The sequence below is a fragment of the Streptomyces sp. SD15 genome (assembly GCF_054462255.1).
In genome coordinates, this window is sequence record NZ_JBTLMO010000066.1 from 1 (window position 1) to 19,023 (window position 19,023).

A 19,023-nucleotide genomic window follows, 5' to 3' on the forward strand; every position below is an offset into this window, starting at 1 on the left:
CGCCGGCCACCGCCCTGAGGCCGCGACGGCGCCTCCGGCACCACCCGCTGGAACAGTTCCCACAACTCGTCCGGCACCAGCCGCTCAACGATCCCTGCCACGACCGGCAGCTTACCCGGCCAAATGAGATGACTTCTAAGCAGGGAATCGTTCTGGGCAGCGATGAACTGGTCGGGGAATCCGTTGAAGTTGTGCTTCTTCATCACCAGCAGCGTCGGCTGGACGACGCGGAGGCAGAACAGTGCCCTGACGCCGACGCTGTACTTCTGCCCGGTCCGGTTGGTGCCGAGGTCAGCGGCGGTGATCTCGCCGAGGCCCAGGGGGCTGGCATCCCAGCGCTGTTGCCAGGTGCTGCCTTCGAACCCGCCCAGGTAGGCCAGGACGCGCCGAGTGGAGGCCCGGTGCTGTTCGGCGGTCCGTTCGGAGGCTGCCGGCGAGGCGCCGTGCGCGAGCTGGCCGATGAGCTGCGGCGTGGCGGCGGACAGATCCCCGAAGGGGCGCGGCGCGGCGGTCACCAAGGCCGGTCGGGCCTCGATCTGGCGGGAGGCGAAGCGGCCGGCGAAGGCCGGATCGTCGCCGGTGTCGGTGTGCCGTAGATCGTGCAGGGACCAGTTCGTTCCCAGCACGGTGTTCGCCCGCTGCATGACACGGCGCATGGCCCAGTAGGTCAGCGGACGGTCGGGGCCTCGGTGGGCCCTCCAGAGGGGTTCGCCATCGGCGGGTGTGCCGGCCGCGTCGAGGTAGAGGGCCAGGCGGAACAGGCCCTGCGGGGAGACCGGGACCGCTTCCCTGGCCCGGGTGCCCTTGGTGATCACATAGATCCGCTGGCCGGACCAGTCGATGTCGCCGACGGCGATGCCGAGGAGTTCCTTGGCGCGTGCGCCGCTGGAGACGAAGATCTCCAGCAGGGCCCGGTCGCGGTCGCAGTTCATCGCGGTGAACAATTCGTCCCACAACCGGTCGGGAATCGACCGCGGCGGCCGGTCGGACACCCGCTGCCGCAGCCGGGCCCGGCCCACCACCGGCGTAGGTTCCAGCGGACTGCGGTGCCCCAGCGCGCGGCGCCGCTGAGCCGAGTGCGGCACCGGGTTGACGACCGGGCCGCGGCCGTGATGGGCATGAAACTCGTAGAACCCGCTGATCACCGTCAGAGCGTGGTTGATGGTCCGCGGCGCGTACCCGGCGCCCAGGGACGCTTTGCCTGTGCGGAGATTGACCGTCCCGGCCACCGGAGCATCGGCCCGGTGTCGTTGACGCTGCGGGTTGGAGGCCGAGCGCAGCCAACCCGTCAGCACCGCGACCTCAGACTCCGTCGCCCGCTCCCACCCGGTGCCCAGTAGCCACAGCAGACGGAACCAACGCAGCATCCCGTAGCAGTAGCTGCGGCAGGTCAGCGGGCTGGAATCCCCAAGCGCCAGGTCCCGCAGAAACGCGGTGACCGGCTCGACCTCGGCCCCCGCCGCATCGAGCATCGCGTACGGCGGATGCGCCCGGTTAACCTCCACCACTCGTCCGAGGCGAGGGATGGCCTGTCGGCCCTCCATCAACTCATCGCGTACATCCACACTTGCTCCTTGATCGTGGCCTGTTACGCCGTGACCAACGAGGTGAGGATGGTGCAGTTAACAGAGCAGTCCTTGGCTGCGAGCCAGCGGGCGAATCCTGCCCGCTTGTCGGCAGGACGGCCGGACAGGTCATGAACCACTTGGTGGGAGCAGGCGTGCTCCACGGTCCAATGAGTACGGACTCCCGGGTAATTTCGTTTAACGGGCGTTGAGTTCGAGATCGGGCGGTTGTCCTGCGGCTTCATTTCGAGAGCCTTTCTGTAGGGGGTGGGGTGGTGGCCTGCGGCGTTGCGGAGCTTCGTGCGTTGGGTGCACGATTCACGCGGCGGACGGAGGTGGTTGAGGTGCTTGGAGGCGGTTCTGGAGACGCTTCCGCGCGGCTGGTACTGCTGCAGGGGGTGTCTTTGCTGCGGCCCGAGGACGCGGTCTTCGAGGCGATGCTGGAGGGGTGGACACGTCAGCAGCGCGGCGGACGACGTCTGCGGTCGAAGACGATCGGTGATCGACTGAGGGTGGTGGAGCGGTTTTCGGAGTTCGCGAACGCCTACCCGTGGCAGTGGACTGCGTCGGATCTCGACGACTGGATGACGCACCTCATCGGCGTCGTACGACGGGCCGAGTCGACGATTCGCAGTTACCAGGGTGCGATCCGGCTGTTCTGCGATTACGTCACCTCGCCGCACTACCAGTGGCCCGCCGAGTGCGAAGAGCGGTTCGGGACACACCCGGTGCAGATCTGCCATGAGTGGAACACCGTGGCCCACCTGGTGGAGTGTGAAGGCCGGCCAGGACGTCGACCGATGACACGGGCCGAGCTGCAGAGGTTCTTCGACTATGCCGACGACCAGGTCGAGCGGGCGGTGAGACTGGGCCGTAAGGGCGCGCTGGCGGCGTACCGGGACGCGACGGTCTTCAAGGTCATGTACGGGTGGGGCAGCCGGTGTACGGAGACGTCGCGGCTGGAGACGGTCGACTTCTACCGCAATGCCGCGGCACCGGAGTTGGGGGAGTTCGGCTCCCTGCACGTGCGATACGGGAAGCGCACGAAGGGATCGCCGTGGCGGCGGCGCACGACCTTGTCGGTGATGCCCTGGGCGGTGGAGGCGGTGGCCGACTATGTGGCGAACGTCCGGCCGCGGTACGCGAGGGCGGCGGAGCTTCCGGCGCTGTGGCTGACCGAGCGGGGCGGTCGGTTGCAGCCGAGGGAGATCGAGGATCGGTTTGCTTCCTATCGTGATGCGCTGGGCCTGGATGGGGATCTGGTGCCGCACTGCCTGCGGCACAGCCACGTCACGCACCAGATCGAGGACGGTGCCGACCCGGCGTTCGTTCAGCGTCAGGTCGGTCATCGCTACGCGTCAACGACCGCCCTGTACACCGGGGTGAGCGGGGACTTCATGAACGCGATGATGCGACGGATGCTGGACCGGGCCCTGAGTACGGTGCGGTAGCAGGCGGCGGCTGGGAGAGGGGACACGGTGCGGAAGTTGGACTACCGGTGGCATCTGCGGGAGGTGATGGCGATGCGGGGCATGTTCGCCACCACCGACTTGCGTCCGGTGCTGGCCGAGCGGGGGATCGACCTGTCGCCTTCGCAGGTCTACCGGCTGGTGACGGAGCGGCCCGAGCGGTTGAATCTGGCGGTGCTGATGGCCTTGATGGACATCCTGGGCTGCCGCATGGAGGAGCTGATCGAGCCGGTGGCGGTGCAGGCGCCGGCCGCCCGGCGGGCAGCTGGCCAGGAGAGTTCGGGCCGGTCTGGTGGGGCGGGGGTGGGGGAGTTCCGTCCCCGCCGGGCGCGTGTTCTGCCACCGCCCGAGGACGGGCCGGCCAACTAGGTGACCGAGGTAGAGCTGCTGCGGTGGCAGTCGGAGCCCGAGGCGGTCGTGGCCGAGGTGGTGGCTACGGTCGATCCGTCCTGCATGCCGCAGGCGGTGACCGCTGCGGTGGAGAGGGTGTTCCGTCAGCGTCCGCAGCGGCGCGAGCTCGCCCGGATGCTGGAGGCCGACCCGTGCCTGTTGACCTCGGGTGTGCCGCAGGTGCCGCGGCTCGTGGAGCGGCTGATCCGGGCCTTGGTCGAGGGTGGCGCCACCGGGCTGGTGCTCCCGAGCTGCGCCGCGTGCGGGCGCCAGCGACCTCTCACGGCGACGTCCCCCAGCGGGCGGATCTGTGGCTCGTGCTACAACCGCAACCGGATCGAGGACCGCCGCTGTGTCGAGTGCGGCCGACGCGATTTCCGCGGCCGAGATCGCGAGGGGCGTCCGCGGTGCCGCAAGCACCTGCCCGACCAGGACGTCGACCCGATCCGCGAGATCACGGGACTGCTCGCCGCGTCCACGGGCCTGCCGCGTGCCGTGCTGGAGGACGCGGTGAGGCAGGCGGAGCGGAGCCGGGCGGGGCAACTGCGCCTGTGGTGGGCGTTGTCGGATCGCCCCGACCTTCTGACGGGTTCGGGCGCTCACGGTCCGCAGTCGGTCTCCGCCCTGGCGAAGATCCTGGACGATCACGGCGCGAGGGGCGTGGTCATTCCGCTCTGCCCTTGGTGCAACGCAAGCACCAACCTGGTCAGCCTGCGCGAAGGGATCCGCTGCTGCTCTCACTGCTGGACGAAGAGCCGGACGGCCAGGTGCGCCTGCTGCGGCCGGGACCGGCCTGTCGGCGGCCACGACAGTGAGGGCCGGGCGGTGTGTGTCTCCTGTCGGCAGATGGACCCGCTGCATCACAGACGCTGTGGCGGCTGCGGTGAGATCCGCATCCGCCGCCGGCGCACGGACGACGGCGGAGGGTTGTGCCCGGCGTGCTGCACCAACCCCTACGCCCTGTGCGCGACCTGCGGGGCCTGGAGGCCGTGCTGGTTCGCGTCGACCGCGACGCCGCGCTGCCAGTCGTGCACGGCCAAGGCCCGGCACCAGGCTGTGTGCGTGCGGTGCGGCCAGCTGCGCCGGGTCAACAACCGCACCGCAGACGGGGAACCCCTGTGTGCAACCTGCGGCACCCCGCCATCACCGTGCGACGGCTGCGGGAAGACCTACCGGATCTCCGCGCTTCTTCCCGGCGGGCGACGGCTGTGCCAGACCTGCTGGACCAAGCACCCCAGCGCGAAGAAGCCCTGCGTACGCTGTGGAGTTGTCACCCGTCTCTTCCACCGGGGCATGTGCCCGGACTGTGCGCGCGACCGGAGTCTGCGCGATGTCTTCGTCGGCCCCGACGGCCAGGTGCGGTCCGAACTCCATGGCGTCGTCGACACGCTCCGCGCGCTCGATGCCCGCACCGTCCTGCGGTGGGTGCACAAGACGCCGGCCCGCCGCGCTGCCTTCCGGGCGCTCGCGACCGCGACGGGCCCGGTGACGCACCAGACCCTGGACACCGTGGCCGACGGACACGTTGCTGACCATCTGCGCGCACTCCTCGTCGCACACGGCGTCTTGGCCGTCCGCGACGAACAGCTCGCCCAGATCGAGCAGTGGTTGCCGAAGGTCCTGGGTCGTCTCCCCGACGCGGCGGAGCGGCGGATCGTGGAACGGTGGGCACGCTGGCAGCCGCTGCGCCGCCTGCACCGACAGGCCGCGCACACCAGCCCTGGGCAAGCCTGCGGGATCCGGCAGGAAATCCGCTCCGTCGTCCGTCTACTGGAATGGTTGCCAGCACAGGGCAGCAGCCTTGCCGCGTGCACGCAGGACCACATCGACGCCTACGTCGCCACGGGCCCGGCCGAGCGCCTGCGGATCCGGTCCTTCTTGCACTGGACCAGCCGACACCAGCACACCCGAGCCCTGACGGCCCCCTTCTACACCAGCTCGCTCGCCGCCGACATCATCGCCGCCGATACACGCTGGCGACTGGTGCACCGGCTCGTGAGCGAACCCGACATCGCGGTCCGCGACCGCGCGGCCGGACTGCTCCTGTTGCTGTTCGCGCAGCCCCCGTCCCGGATCTGTGCCCTCAGCCGCGACGACGTCCTCGACGACGGCACCACGCTGCGGCTGCGCCTGGGGACACACCCGGTAGAAATCCCGCCGCCGCTGGACGGGATGCTCCGCGAACTGGTGCGCCACCCGGTCGGCAAGGCCCATCGCCTCGAACCAGGCCCGAGCCGATGGTTGTTCCCCGGTTCCCGGGCCGGTCGGCCGATGGGGCCGGTCAGTCTGTCGCGCAGGCTCAAGGCGCTCGGTATCCGGCCCCGGCCCACCAGGAACGCCTCGCTCATGGATCTGGCCGCTGAGCTTCCCGCGTTCGTTTTCAGTCGTCTGCTCGGCTTCTGCGAGCAGACCGCCGCGAACTGGATGGCCGAGAGCGGCGGCGACGAGGCCCGCTATGCCGCCCACCGGGCCCGCGGGGCAGACCGCGTCTGATACATCTCTCGGTTCTACGAGGTAAGGGGCGGGGCACACGGTGTGGGCGGCGGTCCCTACAACAGGGCGCCGCCGGACACCTCGAGGCGCTGGGCGGTGACCCATCGCAGGTCCTCGGAGGCGAGCGCGGCAATCGCGTCGCCGATCTCCTGCGGTTCACCGACGCGGCCGAGCGCTGTCTGCGCGCCCAAGTCCTCGCGCATCTGCGCGTCGTCCCGCATGGCTCCGCCGTTGAAGTCGGTGGCGGTCGGCCCCGGCGCGATGGCGTTGACGCGGATCTTGCGCGCCCCCAGTTCCAGGGCCAGGGCCCGGCTGAGGACCTCGACCGCCGCCTTGGAGGCCGAGTAGACCGAGGTGCCAGCACTGGTGTGGCGGCTGAGGGAGGAGGAGACGTTGATGATCCGCCCCCCGTCGGCCAGCAGGGGCGCAAGCGCCTGGATGAGGAAGAACGTGCCGCGCACATTGGTGTCCATCACCGCGTCGTAGTCGTCGACCGTGACCGCTTCCAGCGGTCCGAACAGCCCGATCCCGGCGTTGTTGACCAAGACGTCCAGCCGGGTCGCGTCCCAGCGCTCCAGTTGCGCGGCCAGGTGGGAGACGAAGGCAGGAAAGGAGGCCACGTCGCTGATGTCCAGCCGCAGTGCGGCTGCTGCGGCGCCGGTTTCCTGGACGCTCTTGACCGTCTCCTCGGCCTCCTGGGCGTCGCCGCGGTAGGTGACGATGACGCGCAGCTTGTGCCGGGCCAGCGACTGGGCCGTGGCCCGGCCCAGCCCGCGATTGCCGCCGGTCACCAATGCGATCTTGCCTGACTCCATGAGTGTTTCTCCATGCGGGAACGGAAGGACGCCGGCGGGGAGTGCCCCCGTCGACCGAATGCGAGTCGTGCGACTCGCCTCCCTTTCCACGTAAACATCTACACAGTGGCGAGTCAAGTGACTCGCCTCGTGATGGGTCATACTGGGCTCATGACCGCAGGACTCTCGGCGCACCATCAACGACTCGCTCAGCGCAAGCGCGAGGCGATCACCGCAGCGGCCACGAAGCTGTTCCTGGAACGGGGCTATGACGGGACCTCGCTGGCGAAGATCGCGCAGGAAGCGGTCGTCTCGAAGTCCACGCTGTTCAAGCAGTTCCCCACCAAGGCAGCGCTCTTCGAGGCCATCGTCACCGAGTACTGGAAGGGTGGGCCGGACCCGGCGGCCCCCGCGACGCAGCCCGGTGACCTGCGCGTCGGCCTGAGCACCATCGGTCGCCAGTACGCCGACCTGATCGGCCGGCCCGCAATGGCGGCCCTCTTCCGCATCGTCATCGCCGAACTGCCGCGCTTCCCGGAACTGGGACGGGCTCAGTTCGAGCTGGGCAAGCTGCCCTACTTCATCTCCGTCCAGCACTACTTGGAGGCCCAGCACGCCGCGGGCGCCGCGGTGGTACCCGACGCGGAGAGCGCCACCAACCAGTTCCTCGGCATGATCGCCAACTACGTCCTGTGGCCGCGGATGCTGCTCGCCGACTGGAGCCCCGCACCCGCCGACGTTGGCCACGCCGTCGACGAGGCGGTCACGACGATGCTCGCCCGCTACGGCCGCAGCGCCGACGACCCGCAGCACTCCTGAGGGCTCCGGCGCCGCTGCGGGTGCGGACGGCGCCCGCTCCCGGGCCCCCGAATCGCTGCGGGAGGCTGCCGGTCAGTACCGGGGCGGCCTGTAAGCGTCATTCACTGCGACGGGGGCCCGGCGGCTGTGCCGCCGCCAGGAATGCAGACGGTGTCCCCGGCCGCCGCCGCAGCGGTGCCGTGGCCCGGCACGCGCATGGGGCCAGGCGCTGCCAGCGGCTGCGGACCCTGTCGGCATACCCTCAAGCTCCTTGGGTACTCCGCAAGTTTCAATAGCCGCACTTGCCAGTAACGGCCATAAATGGATCTCCTCAAAAGGGGTTGGCGAGTAGTGGGGTTGCGCCCTGATCAGGGCGTCTTGTGCCAGCCGCGCGGCGGCTGTCTGGTAGGGCCGAGACATCGGCGCGCGGCGAGAAGGACGGTGAGAGCGAGGGCCACGCCGGTGGCGGGGAGCGCTGCGCTGACGAGTGGCTGCTCGGCGAGGCGTCCGGCGAGGGCGGTGCCGGCGAACTGCCCGGCGCCGATCGAGAGGATCAGCCACGCGTACGCCTCGCTGGTGCGGCCCGCGGGGGTGAGGACGTCGGTGATGACGTAGGCGCAGGCGACCACGACGGTCAGGAACGCACTGGCGCTTAGCGGTGGCGGGCGGTCGCGCTGGCGCGAGTCGGCGGCGTGGGTGGCGCGGTGTCCACAGCGGGGCGCAGGCGGATGCGCAGCACGGGGGTGCGGTGCGGCGGCAGGACGGCGACGGTCGCGCCGAGGTCCTCGGCCGCCTCCTCGACTTCGCGGGTGAGGAACTCGATCTGCCGGCCCAGCGCCGAGAGGCGGGCGGCGATCTGGCGGCCCTGCACGGTCTCCAGCGCGCTGGCGAACTGGCTGCTCGCTTCCAGGAGTTCCTGGAGGCGGACCATCGGTCCTGCGTCGTAGCCGCGCTGGGTGGCACTGAGGAGAGCGTTGGACGCGTCACCGGCGTGCTGGGCCTCGACGACGTCCCGGGTGAGTTCCTGCAGCGAGATCTCGGGGGTGGGCTCGGGCCGGTTGAACCCTGAGACGTCGGCGCGCAGCACACCGGGCGGGACCGGGGCAGGTAGTACCTTCCCCGCCTCGTATTCGTGCGCGTAGTGCCCGATCACCTGCCAGCCCGGTGCGTCCGGGTCACCTCGCAGCGCGACAAGCGTCGAGTCGTCGTCCTCGATCAGATGGGCGAGGGTGATCGGCTGCCCGTCGGCGGCGTACCACGACTCGGTCAGCTCCAGCTCGCGATGAAGCTGTGGTCCGCCCAGGCGGCGAGGTGCGGCCACAGGGCCGCATGTTGCGCGCGTTCGGCTGCGGAGCCAGGGGTGGTCGGCCGGTCGAGCGCCCGGCGGATCTCGGTGGCGGAGGCGGCCAGGTCGTCCAGCACGGCCCGCCACCCGGCCAGGTGCCGGGCGGGTGGCAGCTCGTCGAGCGCGTGGCGGGCGGCATCGAGCAGAGCGTCGGCGTGCGGGGCGAGGTGGGTGGTGTACGCCTCTACGGCCGCCTTGTCGCGGTGGGCTCGTGCGGCTGCCGCGGCGCCTGCATGGACGGTGCGGCTGTAGCGGTCGCGTGTCATGTCGAGCGCGGTTTCGGTCTCGCGGTCGATGGCCGCCATCCGCAGTCGGAAGTCGCGTGCACGGTTGGCGAGGTCGGGTGACACCGGCAGGGAGTCTTCGGGGGTCGGGTCGCTTGCGGGCGTCATCGGGACCGTCCCCCACCCGAGGCCGTCAGGTGGACGGTCGGTGCGTAGGTGGGTTTCGGCGGGATCGGCCGTGCGGCCGGCGGTGAGGTGGTGGGCGGTGTGGCGCGCTGCGTCGTTCGGCCGGCGGCGGCCTGTGCGAGACGGCTGCGGCGTTCCTGGAGTCCGTTCGGCCGGACCGGGCGTGGTGGGCTGGCGGAGAGGGACGGATCGAGGGGGATGTCGGCCTGCACGGTGTAGCCCTGGCGGCGCAGATCGTGGACGGCCTGGCGGGTCCGGCGAGGGCCGTCGCGCTCGGGCTCGCTGAGCCGGTACAGCCCTGGTTCTCCGGGGACGGGTTCGAACTGCTCGTGTTCCAGGTACCAGTGGGCGAGGTGCGCTGGCATGGAGGCGGTGAAGGAGGCGACGAAGCCGTGCGTGTCGTGGTCGCCGAAGACGAAGTGGGTGCCGGGTTGCAAGGGGGCGGGGTTCTCCTCGCGTTGTCGGGGTGGAGCTGTCAGTGGCTGCGGTGCGCGGGGCGGGCCGCGGCGAGGGGGCGGACCGGCGCGGCGACGGGGAGGGCCGGTCGGCGGTGGGGTGCGCTCATGCGGGCTTGGCGCAGGAAGATCTCGCCGTCGGTGAGCCAGGTCTCGATGGTCGGCCACGCACGGGCACGGTGCTCCTGCGGCGCAAGGGGGCTGCCCTGGACGACGTCGTCCAACAGGGTCTCGGCATCAATCACGGCGTCGGCCAGGCGGGACAGCGTCGCGGCGTCGTCGGGCCACGGGATGCTGGCGGGATGGCACCGGTCGATCAGTGTCGGGGCGTGGTCGACGACGGTGAGGAAGCGGCGCCAGGCGTGGTCGAGGAATTCCTCGGTCGCGGCGCCGAGGGCGGCGGCGCTCAGTGGAGTGGCGTCGCTGTAGCGGCCGGAGGCGACCATGGACTGCCAGGTGTCGTGCTCGGAGCGGATGCCCCGGAGTACGGCGGCGATGGTCGCGGTCCGGCGGGCGTGGACGGCCTGCTCGTAGGAGGGCAGATACCGGTCGGTGACGGCCTGGGCCGCCCGTCCGGCGAACGGCGACAGGACGATGCTGCGCGGAGCGTGGGGATCGCCGTAGCCCTCGTCGAGCCCTTCCGGGGCGAAGGCGCCGACCAGGTAGTCGAGTTGGCGGCCGGGGCGCTCGACGAACAGCAGCGTGGTGCCCTGCACCATGTCGGTGAGCGTGGCGGCGTAGGAAATCCGCTCGCTCTGCAGGGCACGGCCGAGTTCGCCGCTGTCCCAGATCCAGGGCACGAGGTCTTCCTGCCAAGCGGGGTGCGAGTAGATCTCGACCGAGGTGTGCCACTGGCCGGGCAGTTGGCGCGCTAGGTCCCGGGCGGCATCGCCGATGAAGCGCCGGCTGCTCGTATGCACGCTGGTGCGGTGCCGTTTCGCGCACTTGACCAGGTCGACCATGGTGGTCCCGTTGCCGTCTGCTTGCAGGTGGTAGACGCCCTCGTCGTCCCGTCGGAAGCCGCTCTCGGCGAGGGCGGTGTGCGCTCTGTTGCGGGCGAGGGAGGGTGGTCTGCGGGGTTGGTGTCTTCGCGGTCAGCGGCTGCGTGTTGGTGCCGTCTTCGTGGGCGGCGGTGGCGGAGGCGCGGAGGCGGTCGATGCGGCGGGACGGAGGTTCACGCCGAAGCCCTGCTCGGTGAGACGGCGTGCGACGGCCTCGATGCGCGACATGCCCTCGTCGACTCCGTTGTAGGCGGCGGGCAGGAGGAGGGCGCTTTCGTGTGGGCGGTACTGGAAGCCGTAGCCGTACAGGAGCATGCGGACCTCGGCGGGCACGCTGTCGTACGGGGCGCCGAAGGCTCCGTCCCGGTACCAGGTGAGCGTGACGGTCTGGGTGACCGCGGCGGGTTCGGCACGGCGTACAGGGTCGGGCTGGAGGTGGGCGTTGTGGCGCACCGCGGCCAGTGCGTGCTGGTAACGCGGCAGGACGCGGCGTACGACGTCGGCGGCGGCGCGCGCGGGATCGCCCGGGACGGCGATGCCGCCTGGCTCGTCCACGCGGCGGAAGTGGTGGGGCTTAAAGCCGTCAGGGATGGGCGGGACGACCAGGAACTGGCCCGGGCTGCGTTGCGGGTCGAGGACGTACAGCTGCTGGCCGTCGGGTCCGTCGAGCACGGCGTGCTGGCCGAGTCTCTGGCCGACGGCCCAGCTGGGCTCACCGGTGTCCCAGACGCCGTGGTCGAGTGGGAACTCGTCGTCGGTATAGCGGTGGTAGCTGCTCGTCCAGGTACCCGGCAGCCGCTGGGCGAGGGCGCGGGCGAAGGCAGACAGATCGGTGCGGTGGGTGAGACCTGCGGGACAGCGCATTCATTCCTCGACAGGGCTGGTGGCGTGCTGGTTGGTACGCAGGCGGCGGGCGGCCTGGTGGTAGCGGGGCAGGAGCCGTCGGGTGACCGTGTGTGCGGCGCGGGCCGCCTCGGAGGGGACCGTGATCGCGTGCGGGGCGTTGTCGTCGCCGAAGTAGTCGTGGGTGATGCCGTGCAGGGATAGCGCGCCGACGAGGACCTGTTCGTGGTGCAGCGGGCGGTCGATCACGACGAGCTGGAGGCGGCTGGGGCCGGTGAGAATCGCGGCGCGGGGTACGTGGAATTGCATCCAGGCGCTGCCCAGGCATGCGTTGTCCCACAGCTCGTCGAGGAAATCGAGCTGGCTGCCCGGCTCGACGAAGTCGGTTACGTGGAACGTCCATTCGCCGGGCAGGCGGCGAGAAAGGCCATGGGCAACGGTTTCCAGATCGCTGCCGGAGGTGACGATCCGGGCGGCCTCACGCCGTGAACGGCGGTACTCCCGTTCCTGGTTATCGCGCCATAGTTCCTCGACGCGCTTCCCCGCGGCTGGAGAGCCGGCGTCCGGGAGGATACGGGGCAAGTGGTATTCCACGCCGATGCCCTGCCGGGCGGTAGCGGCAAGGAACCGCTCGAGCCGGGCTGGAATGTCGTGGTCGTACCTGTCGTGGATCAGGATGTAGCCGAAGACGCCTCGTGGGCGCCAGAAGCCGTGGTCGGTAAGTAGTGTGTGGGCTGCCGCGGGGGCGTCGTTGCTGGTGAGGGCGATGACACCGATCTGGTCGTGATCGCCGAGACTAATGGAGGGCATAGGCTTTTCTGTAGGGCCGTCAGTGTCGAACAACGCCAGGCTCGTGCGGGTGGAGTTGATGTTGGACGATGAAGCACCGGCCGGCGACCCGCCATCGTCCGCGTCCGCGACGTGCGCACGGGCAGGGGGGATGCGGCCGGTGTTGTCGAGCAGGCCGAGGGGCTCGCAGGCGCTGCGCAGTTCGAGGGACAGCTGCTGCAACCGGTGCGGCGTCGACTGTTCAGCGGGTTCTGGCACGTGGACCTCGTGGTGTCGGGAATGCGGGGGCTGCATCGCTTGTCGCCGTGGGCGGGTGTTTCTTCGATCTCATGGCTGCCTCGTGACCTGGCAGTACGCGTCGTCGGAGGTCTGCTCGCGGGGGCGGAGCAGTCGACGGTGCGTCGGGGACGGTGAAGAGTTGCGTGCCGCCGATGAGGGAGGGGCGGCCGTCGAGTTCGTCGAGCCAGTTGAGGAGCTTGGGCAGGTTCTTGTCGGGCCCGTACGCGAGGTAGGTGCCGTCGGCGCTGTCGCAGCCGAACCACTCGGCTATCCCCAGACGGATCCGGGAGTTGACGCGGCCCATGTGCACGCCCTTGCCGCGGGCCTTCGCCTCGCGGGCCAGCCGTTCGGCGACGGGCCCGAGTTTCCACTCGGTCGATCCGGCCAGGAACAGGACGTCGAAGCTGTCCCACGGCAGCAGCCCTGGTGCATCGCAGCCGTCCTGGGCCGCGTAGGCCGCGGGGATGCCCAGTTCGCGGATGCGGGCCAGCCACTGCAGGGACTCGGTGAGGGTGCCGACGGCGTCGAACGGCTGGTCCGGGGCGAGCGCCCACAGGCTGCGATCCGGCCCGTACCGTTCAACGGTCCGGTACAGCCAGGCGAACCACGCTTCGGCGCCAGGCCAGTAGCGGCCCTTGCCGTCGCTGCCGAACTTGGAGTTGTCACAGGCATACAGCGCGCCCTCGGGGATCCGGCTGCCTTGCGCGGGGGTGGTCATGCAGCCGATGCGTCCGGCGCTCATCGCGGCCCGTATCTCAGGCCCCGAGGGAGTGCCGAGGTAGCGCAGCGTGCACCTCCCCGGCGGCGACGCGGACCGTCATCCGGGCCACCCCCCGGCCAGGCGGGAGGCCACGAAGTCGGGCCCGCGGCTCGTGGACCTCACAATCCCGGGAAGGCGACACGTTCCAGGTCTTCGAGGCAGACGACTGCGCGGTGAGCGTCGGGCGCGCCTGGTTCACCGGGTGCGACCCGGCATGGGGATCTTCGCCGTCGGCGGCCTGGGGCTTGGGCCCGAAGGGAGGGCAGCGTTGGTGGTCTGGCGCGCGGGGGCCAGGGCACGCATGCGGTCGACAGAGGTGTGCAGGTCCTCACCGAGACTGCGCAGGGTGGCCGCGGCGTCTCCAAGGTCGTAGTGGAGGTCGAATCCGTCGTCCTGCTCGGCTTCCTTGGCTTTCTCCCCGGCTGCTTCGAAGAATTCGCCGAGCCGCTCCAGCAGGCCGCTGGTGGGGTCCAGGACCTGGTGCAGCAGGGCGGCGGCGTCCGCATGCGACTCGGTTGCGTTGAGCCGGTCGGTGAGAGCGAGGAGCGCGTCGCCGTAGACGGAGACGGAGGTGCGGTCCGCGTTGCCGGAGACGTCCGGGGTCTTGGGCGCGCGGAGAGTCGGCGTGGCTGCGGACACGTGCGCGCTTGCGGTGGACGAGGAGGGAGCGGGCAGCAGCCCGAGTTGGATGAGCCGCTGGTCGATCGCATCGATCAGGTGCGTGGCGTTGCCGCCGTGGCGGGCTTCGGGCCGCTCAGGGGCACGTGGGTCGGCGGAGGGGGCCGAGTCGTAGATCACTTCGAACAGCGCCTGGTCGTCGGGCTGCTGGCGGGTCACGATCCACCCCTGCGGGTCCCCTGGCGGACGGTCGCAGGAGGGCTCCTGCGGCGGGCTGATGATCAGGTGACTGTCGTCGGGGAGTGATACGCGCACGATGTACGCGCTGAGGCCGAACTCGATGTCGCACTCCAGGCCGCGTTGCCGCAGTGGCGTGGTGATGTGCGCGTGGCGGCGCCACAGCTCCTGCCACCAGGCGGTGTTCACGTTGCGGTGGTCGGGGAGCGGCGCGAGCGCGGACGCGTCGACGGACGTGCGGCGGGTGTCGGTGTGGGAGGTGGTCGGGGTGTTCTTGTCCTCAGCGACCACGGCTTCTTCCGCGCGAGGGTGCGTGGCGCAGCGGCGGGTTCCGGCGGGTGGGACTGGGCTTTGGCTCCGGAAGAGGGGTGAAGTCGAATGCGTACTCGTCGTGGGCGTTGATCAAGCCGTGTTCCAACTGGGCTTCGCGCTCGGCGACCTGCGCCTTGAGGTCGTCGTGCTCGGCCTGGCACTGGTGGTACTCGGCCCAGTCGGCGTCGCTGAAGTGGGCGGGGCGGTTCAGGGGACTCCTTGAGAGGGTGATGCTGGCGTGGATGCTTCGGTGCGGGTTAGCGGTGGCGTGCGCTCGGCCTGGGCGGCGGGGGCGCCGGGCTCTCCCGCCGGGAAGGCGTGGGGAAGAAGCGGTGGAAGTCGAGGTGGGCGTCGAGTTCCTTGACCGCGTCTCGGAGCGATTCCGACGTGCGCCGCAGATAGGCGCGCGCCGTGGCGTGGTCGATGACCATGCGGTATTCCCGGCGGTGCCGGTCGGTCGGGCTGGAGGACCGGGGCAGGGAAAGGGCCCTCTCCGCTGTCTCGGCGAAGTACGGGGCTGCGTGGCTCGACGTGGTGGCCGCCGTCGCGAGGTGGGCGAGTACGGCGCTGCCGGCGCGGGTCGTGCTGTGGGCGGTCCGGGCGAATTCGGCAGTCATGCGGACGACGCCGCGGGAGAGGGCCTGCGCGTCGGCGGCATGCTGAAGCAGATCGGCGTAGGACGGCGTGGCCGGCACATGACCGGTCTCGTCCAGCAGCTGCCACTGCTCGGCGGCGTCGAGGAGTTTGGCCTTCATGTCGTCGAGCGCGCCGATAATGTGGAGGGTGGCGTCGCGAGGTATCAGTTCGCGCTGGGTATCGGAATTCATGAGCCTCTTGCTTTTCAGTGCATGCGAGCGTCGGTGTCGAAGAGCGCCAGCTCGTGCGCGTGCAGAAGGTGCTGCACGATGAAAGATCGTCCGGCGACTTTCCACAGGCCACGCCCTCGGTTGAGGTGGGCGATGGCGTCCATTTCGACGGACGTCAGGCCGAGCAGCGAGGCTGCGGCATGGAGTTGGTCGGTTTCCTGGCGGTAAATGATGCGGGTGGAGCAGTCCGCGAGGAGTCCTTCGGCCAGAGCCCGGCCCTGCGATCCGGCGTCGCCGGCGGTGAGCAAGTCGCTGAGCCGGTGGATCACCATGAGGTTCGCGATGCCGAGGCCGCGGCTCAGCTTCCACTGGGCCTGCATGCGCTGCAGCAGACCGACGTGCCTCATCAATCGCCACGCCTCGTCGTACACGATCCAGCGCCGGCCGCCGGACGGATCGGAGAGGGCGGACTCCATCCAGGCACTCGCGCAGGTCATCGCCAGAACGAGGGCGGTGTCGTCGCCGGAGCCGCCCAGCCGGGACAGGTCGATGGTGAGCATCGGCGCGTTCGGGTCGAAGGCGACGGTGGAGGGGGCGTCGAACATGCCGGCCAAGTCACCGTGGACGAGGCGGCGCATCGCGTGGGCCAGGTCGCGGGCGGCGTCGCCGAGTTGGCCCGACATCATTCCGGCGGCCTCGTTGAGCGCACTCGGATTGTTGAGGGTGGCGGCGACGTCGCCGAGGAGCGGGGTGCGGCCGGTGTCGACGGCGCGGGTGACGACGGCGTCCAGGGCGACGTCCAGGGCGGTGTGCTCCATGGGCATCAGGTCCCGGCCCAGGACGGTCCGGGCCAGGGAACCGAGCAGGAGCAGGCGCCGTTTGCGGATCTCGCCGACCCAGTCGGCCTCGGAGACGCTCTCCGGGCGCGGGGCCGCGTCCAGAGGGTTCAGCCGTCCGGGCAGTCCGGGGCCGAGAGCGACGGACCGGCCGCCGAGGGCTTCCGCCACCGGCGTCCACTCGCCCTTCGGGTCACACGGGACGTAGACGCGGTATCCGAAGGCCACCGAACGCAGCGCGAAGCTCTTGGCGAGCGCGCTCTTGCCCTGGCCGATCACCCCGGCGAGCAAGAGGTTCGGGTTGGTGAATCCCTCGACCTTGCCGTACAGCGCGAACGGATCGAAGACAAAGGACGCTTCCGCGTGGACGTCGCGCCCGATGTAGATGCCCTCGGCGCCGAGTCCGCCTTCGGCCAGGAAGGGGTATGCGCCGGCGGCCACGGCCGTCGTCATGCGGTGGGCGGGCAGCTTCAGCCGGTTATTACGCGCGGAGGCGGGTCCGGGACGTCCGCTCGGTGGGTAGAGCGCGGCGGGCATCTCGTGCTCGGCGGATGTGCTCTCGGTCTGGTGGGCGCTGGCTTCCGCGCGGGCCTTGGCGGCGGCCTCGGCGAGCTGGCGACGGGCGGCCTTGCGGCTGGCGCGGTCGGTGCCGTGGGGGGTGAAGAGCGGGCTGGCGGACGCGCGGCGTGCGCGACGGGCGGGCCGGTGGCTCATCGGTGGCCCTCGTTTCTGCGGGTGGTGCTCATCGCACGCAGGCCGTGGTGTGCGGGCGGAGGTCGGTGGGGGTGGTCTTGCGGCGGATGACGTGTCCGGCGGCGAGGTGGCGCTGGCAGATCGTGAGCACGGGCGGTCCCTCGGGTAGCCGCTCTGGATGGCATGCGCTCGACTCGGCTTCTGCTGCTGTGTTGTTGGGCAGCAGGTGGAAGGCGGAGTGGACCTCGCTGGTGGCCTGCCAGAGGCGGGTGTGCGCGGTGGCGAGGTGGCGGCCGGCGGCGGGGTGTGGCGGACGGGTGGTTTCGGCGAGGCGGTCCAGGAGTTGGTGCAGGGCGGTGAGGTGGGCGTGGAGCACGTCAAGGTGCAGGCGGTCCGCCGGCCGGGGCGGGGCCGCGTCCGACGAGGCAAGGGCCCGGGTGTGGTGGCGGACTCCGGCGCTCGCGGCGCGGAGGTAGGGGTGCGCGTCGTCCGGAGGTGTGCGAGAGGTCAAAGGTGGTGGTCCTTCCTGCCGGGAGGCAGGGGCAGCGACGGGTGGTCCGCCGCGGGTGAGCGAAGAGCAGCGGGCAGGGGTGCTGGCCGGCGGGGCTGGCTCACGGGGCGGTCCGGGCGAGCGGGAGCGCGGTGAGAGTGAAGGCGTCCGACTGCTGGTAGTTGAGCCTGCGGAGGTCGACGCCCGAGGTGACGGCGTGGGTCTCGATCTGCGCGCAGGCGGCGTCCAGGAGGGCGTCGGTCTCGGCGGTGACGGTGACCAGGCCGGTCAGGGCCACGTCCGCGTGCCCGGCGATGAGCTGGCGCTCACGCTGCTTGACGTCGGCGTACTCGACGGAGTCTTCCTCGCTGTCGACCTGCCCCCGGCGGGCCCGTTCGTTGGCGTCGGCGATGATCGCCGCCTTCTTCCTCTGGACGTCCCGCAGCGCGGACTCGAGCCCCTGCGGCACGTATATAAGGGAGAGGCTGCGCCGCACTCCGGCCGTGAACATGATCCCGTGCAGGAACCCGGCCCCCATCTCGGTCCTCGGCCAGTTCTCCACCCAGTACGTCGCGTGCCGTGCGCTGTCGGTGGCGAGGCGGTCGTACTCCTCGAACTGGACGACGGGCCCGGCGGCGGCAGGGTCGGCCTCGGCGCGGCCGGTCTCGGACCACTGCTGGAGGGCCGCGAGGGCCTTGGGATCGTAGGCGGTGCGGATGACGGCGGCGATCTCCCGCGCGGTCAGCCACCCGGTGACCTGGAGTCCGGCGTTGCGGGCGGCCTGGGCGATGGACGCGGTGGTCTGCTCCATGACGGTGAACGCCCCGGGCAAGCCTCCGCCGGCCTGGCTGATCAGGCGCCGGGCGGCCTTGAGGTCGAGGGAGATGGCGAGGTAGGTCTCGTGCGGTGCGGCGGCGGGGCCAGCCGAGGCAACCAGTTCTGAGTAGATCTGTCCGGCGACGGGGGGCTGGGGCTGCCCGTTCTGCATCCAGTGGCGGGTGAGGGTATCGCCGCTGTCGGGGACGGTGCGCTCCAGCACCTGCACGGTGGCGATATTCCCGGTGCGGGCGATGCCCGCCAACGCCCGTCCCCAGCTGCTCACGTTGTGGTTCTGACTGGCGGGGTCGAGGAGGGCGAAGGCGCGGCTGCTGACGCGGGCGATGGCGGTCAGGGTCTGCTGGTGCGGGTCGTGGACGGCCGCGGCGCCGTTGGCGGAGTCGCCGGGGGTGACCACCTTGAGGGAGGCGGTGGTGCCGGGCAGGTGGAGGACGCCGTCCTGCCGGGGCCGGGTGACGGGCCGGGCGAGCCAGAGGGTCTGGCCGGTCCGGCGGCGGTGTGCGTAGCGGGTGACGATCGGTGCCCAGTCGATGAGGGAGCGGCCGTGCCGGCGGATCGCGACGAGGGCACCGGAAGCTGCCCACAGCGGGGTCAGGGCGACGGCGCCGAGCAGTCCGGTGGAGACCACCGTCATCAGCAGCACCGCCAACGTGCAGGAAACGAGGATGAGTTGGGGCAGGGAGAGGCCGAGGAGGATGCCGCGGCGGGACCGGTGCGGGAACTTCACCGTGACCGGGGCGACGGAGAGATCAGTCAAGGGGCGGGTCCTGGAGGCGCGGGTGGAACCCGGGGGCGGGAGGCGC

At 70.7% G+C, this 19,023-nt stretch carries 17 protein-coding genes and 2 pseudogenes; 4 read left to right on the forward strand and 15 right to left on the reverse strand.

Going from position 1 to position 19,023, the window contains the following annotated elements; all coding sequences use genetic code 11:
- Both ACX28W_RS38450 and ACX28W_RS38455 read right to left on the reverse strand, forming a co-directional pair.
- On the reverse strand, positions 1-1,565 hold a 1,565-nt coding region (locus ACX28W_RS38450), incomplete at its 3' end, for a tyrosine-type recombinase/integrase (RefSeq protein WP_459004761.1).
- A gap of 62 nt (positions 1,566-1,627) precedes the next feature.
- Positions 1,628-1,810, reverse strand: a pseudogene (locus ACX28W_RS38455) (hypothetical protein); the annotation flags it as partial.
- Between the two features lie 153 nt (positions 1,811-1,963).
- Here ACX28W_RS38455 and ACX28W_RS38460 point away from each other — a divergent pair.
- The 3 genes from ACX28W_RS38460 to ACX28W_RS38470 all read left to right on the forward strand — a co-directional run bounded on the left by ACX28W_RS38460 (position 1,964) and on the right by ACX28W_RS38470 (position 5,917).
- Entirely contained in the window at positions 1,964-3,016 is a 1,053-nt protein-coding gene (locus ACX28W_RS38460) for a tyrosine-type recombinase/integrase (RefSeq protein ID WP_459004762.1), read from the forward strand.
- A 66-nt stretch (positions 3,017-3,082) separates the two neighbouring features.
- Positions 3,083-3,403 (forward strand): helix-turn-helix domain-containing protein, encoded by a 321-nt coding sequence (locus ACX28W_RS38465; protein WP_459004808.1) that lies wholly within the window; start codon positions 3,083-3,085, stop codon positions 3,401-3,403.
- On the forward strand, positions 3,404-5,917 hold the full coding sequence (locus ACX28W_RS38470) for a hypothetical protein (RefSeq protein ID WP_459004763.1): 2,514 nt from the start codon (positions 3,404-3,406) through the stop codon (positions 5,915-5,917).
- 56 nt (positions 5,918-5,973) lie between these two features.
- Here the strand turns inward: ACX28W_RS38470 and ACX28W_RS38475 are convergent, their stop codons facing one another.
- On the reverse strand, positions 5,974-6,732 hold the full coding sequence (locus ACX28W_RS38475) for an SDR family NAD(P)-dependent oxidoreductase (protein WP_459004764.1): 759 nt from the start codon (positions 6,730-6,732) through the stop codon (positions 5,974-5,976).
- 150 nt (positions 6,733-6,882) lie between these two features.
- Here ACX28W_RS38475 and ACX28W_RS38480 point away from each other — a divergent pair, with 150 nt between their 5' ends.
- The gene (locus ACX28W_RS38480; RefSeq protein WP_459004765.1) at positions 6,883-7,530 is read left to right on the forward strand and encodes a TetR/AcrR family transcriptional regulator; all 648 of its coding nucleotides are present in this window, start codon (positions 6,883-6,885) and stop codon (positions 7,528-7,530) included.
- Between the two features lie 347 nt (positions 7,531-7,877).
- Here the strand turns inward: ACX28W_RS38480 and ACX28W_RS38485 are convergent, their stop codons facing one another.
- The 12 genes and pseudogenes from ACX28W_RS38485 to ACX28W_RS38540 form a co-directional block, all read right to left on the reverse strand.
- Positions 7,878-8,138 carry a hypothetical protein gene (locus ACX28W_RS38485; protein ID WP_459004766.1) on the reverse strand — a complete coding sequence of 87 codons (261 nt, stop codon included), beginning with the start codon at positions 8,136-8,138 and terminating at the stop codon, positions 7,878-7,880.
- A gap of 23 nt (positions 8,139-8,161) precedes the next feature.
- Positions 8,162-9,246 (reverse strand): annotated as a pseudogene (locus ACX28W_RS38490) (hypothetical protein).
- Positions 9,243-9,701, reverse strand: a complete 459-nt coding sequence (locus tag ACX28W_RS38495) for a hypothetical protein (RefSeq protein ID WP_459004767.1) — start codon at positions 9,699-9,701, stop codon at positions 9,243-9,245. Before ACX28W_RS38495 ends, ACX28W_RS38490 begins: the two are co-directional and overlap by 4 nt.
- 38 nt (positions 9,702-9,739) lie before the next feature.
- Positions 9,740-10,639, reverse strand: coding sequence for a hypothetical protein (locus ACX28W_RS38500; RefSeq protein ID WP_459004768.1), 900 nt, complete (start codon positions 10,637-10,639; stop codon positions 9,740-9,742).
- Between the two features lie 174 nt (positions 10,640-10,813).
- Positions 10,814-11,584: a hypothetical protein gene (locus ACX28W_RS38505; protein ID WP_459004770.1), complete on the reverse strand. Its 771-nt coding sequence runs from the start codon at positions 11,582-11,584 to the stop codon at positions 10,814-10,816.
- On the reverse strand, positions 11,585-12,610 hold the full coding sequence (locus ACX28W_RS38510; protein ID WP_459004811.1) for a hypothetical protein: 1,026 nt from the start codon (positions 12,608-12,610) through the stop codon (positions 11,585-11,587).
- Complete coding sequence (locus ACX28W_RS38515; protein WP_459004771.1) at positions 12,594-13,373, reverse strand: hypothetical protein; 780 nt, start codon at positions 13,371-13,373, stop codon at positions 12,594-12,596. Before ACX28W_RS38515 ends, ACX28W_RS38510 begins: the two co-directional genes overlap by 17 nt.
- Positions 13,374-13,586: 213 nt before the next feature.
- Positions 13,587-14,537 (reverse strand): hypothetical protein, encoded by a 951-nt coding sequence (locus ACX28W_RS38520; protein WP_459004772.1) that lies wholly within the window; start codon positions 14,535-14,537, stop codon positions 13,587-13,589.
- A 278-nt stretch (positions 14,538-14,815) separates the two neighbouring features.
- A complete protein-coding gene (locus tag ACX28W_RS38525; protein WP_459004774.1) occupies positions 14,816-15,385 on the reverse strand; it encodes a hypothetical protein in 570 nt (189 codons plus the stop codon).
- Positions 15,386-15,399: 14 nt separating this feature from the next.
- Positions 15,400-16,914, reverse strand: coding sequence for a VirB4 family type IV secretion system protein (locus tag ACX28W_RS38530; RefSeq protein ID WP_459004775.1), 1,515 nt, complete (start codon positions 16,912-16,914; stop codon positions 15,400-15,402).
- A 28-nt stretch (positions 16,915-16,942) separates the two neighbouring features.
- Positions 16,943-17,404: a DUF6238 family protein gene (locus ACX28W_RS38535; RefSeq protein ID WP_459004776.1), complete on the reverse strand. Its 462-nt coding sequence runs from the start codon at positions 17,402-17,404 to the stop codon at positions 16,943-16,945.
- Between the two features lie 100 nt (positions 17,405-17,504).
- Positions 17,505-18,977, reverse strand: coding sequence for an SCO6880 family protein (locus ACX28W_RS38540; RefSeq protein WP_459004778.1), 1,473 nt, complete (start codon positions 18,975-18,977; stop codon positions 17,505-17,507).
- Positions 18,978-19,023 lie beyond the last annotated feature (46 nt).

Bases quoted from the DNA above. Each gene is read 5' to 3' on its own strand.
- ACX28W_RS38465 (WP_459004808.1), top strand. From the start codon at position 3,083: ATGGCGATGCGGGGCATGTTCGCCACCACCGACTTGCGTCCGGTGCTG.
- ACX28W_RS38525 (WP_459004774.1), bottom strand. From the start codon at position 15,385: ATGAATTCCGATACCCAGCGCGAACTGATACCTCGCGACGCCACCCTC.
- ACX28W_RS38505 (WP_459004770.1), bottom strand. From the start codon at position 11,584: ATGCGCTGTCCCGCAGGTCTCACCCACCGCACCGATCTGTCTGCCTTC.
- ACX28W_RS38530 (WP_459004775.1), bottom strand. From the start codon at position 16,914: ATGAGCCACCGGCCCGCCCGTCGCGCACGCCGCGCGTCCGCCAGCCCG.
- ACX28W_RS38515 (WP_459004771.1), bottom strand. From the start codon at position 13,373: ATGAGCGCCGGACGCATCGGCTGCATGACCACCCCCGCGCAAGGCAGC.
- ACX28W_RS38475 (WP_459004764.1), bottom strand. From the start codon at position 6,732: ATGGAGTCAGGCAAGATCGCATTGGTGACCGGCGGCAATCGCGGGCTG.
- ACX28W_RS38480 (WP_459004765.1), top strand. From the start codon at position 6,883: ATGACCGCAGGACTCTCGGCGCACCATCAACGACTCGCTCAGCGCAAG.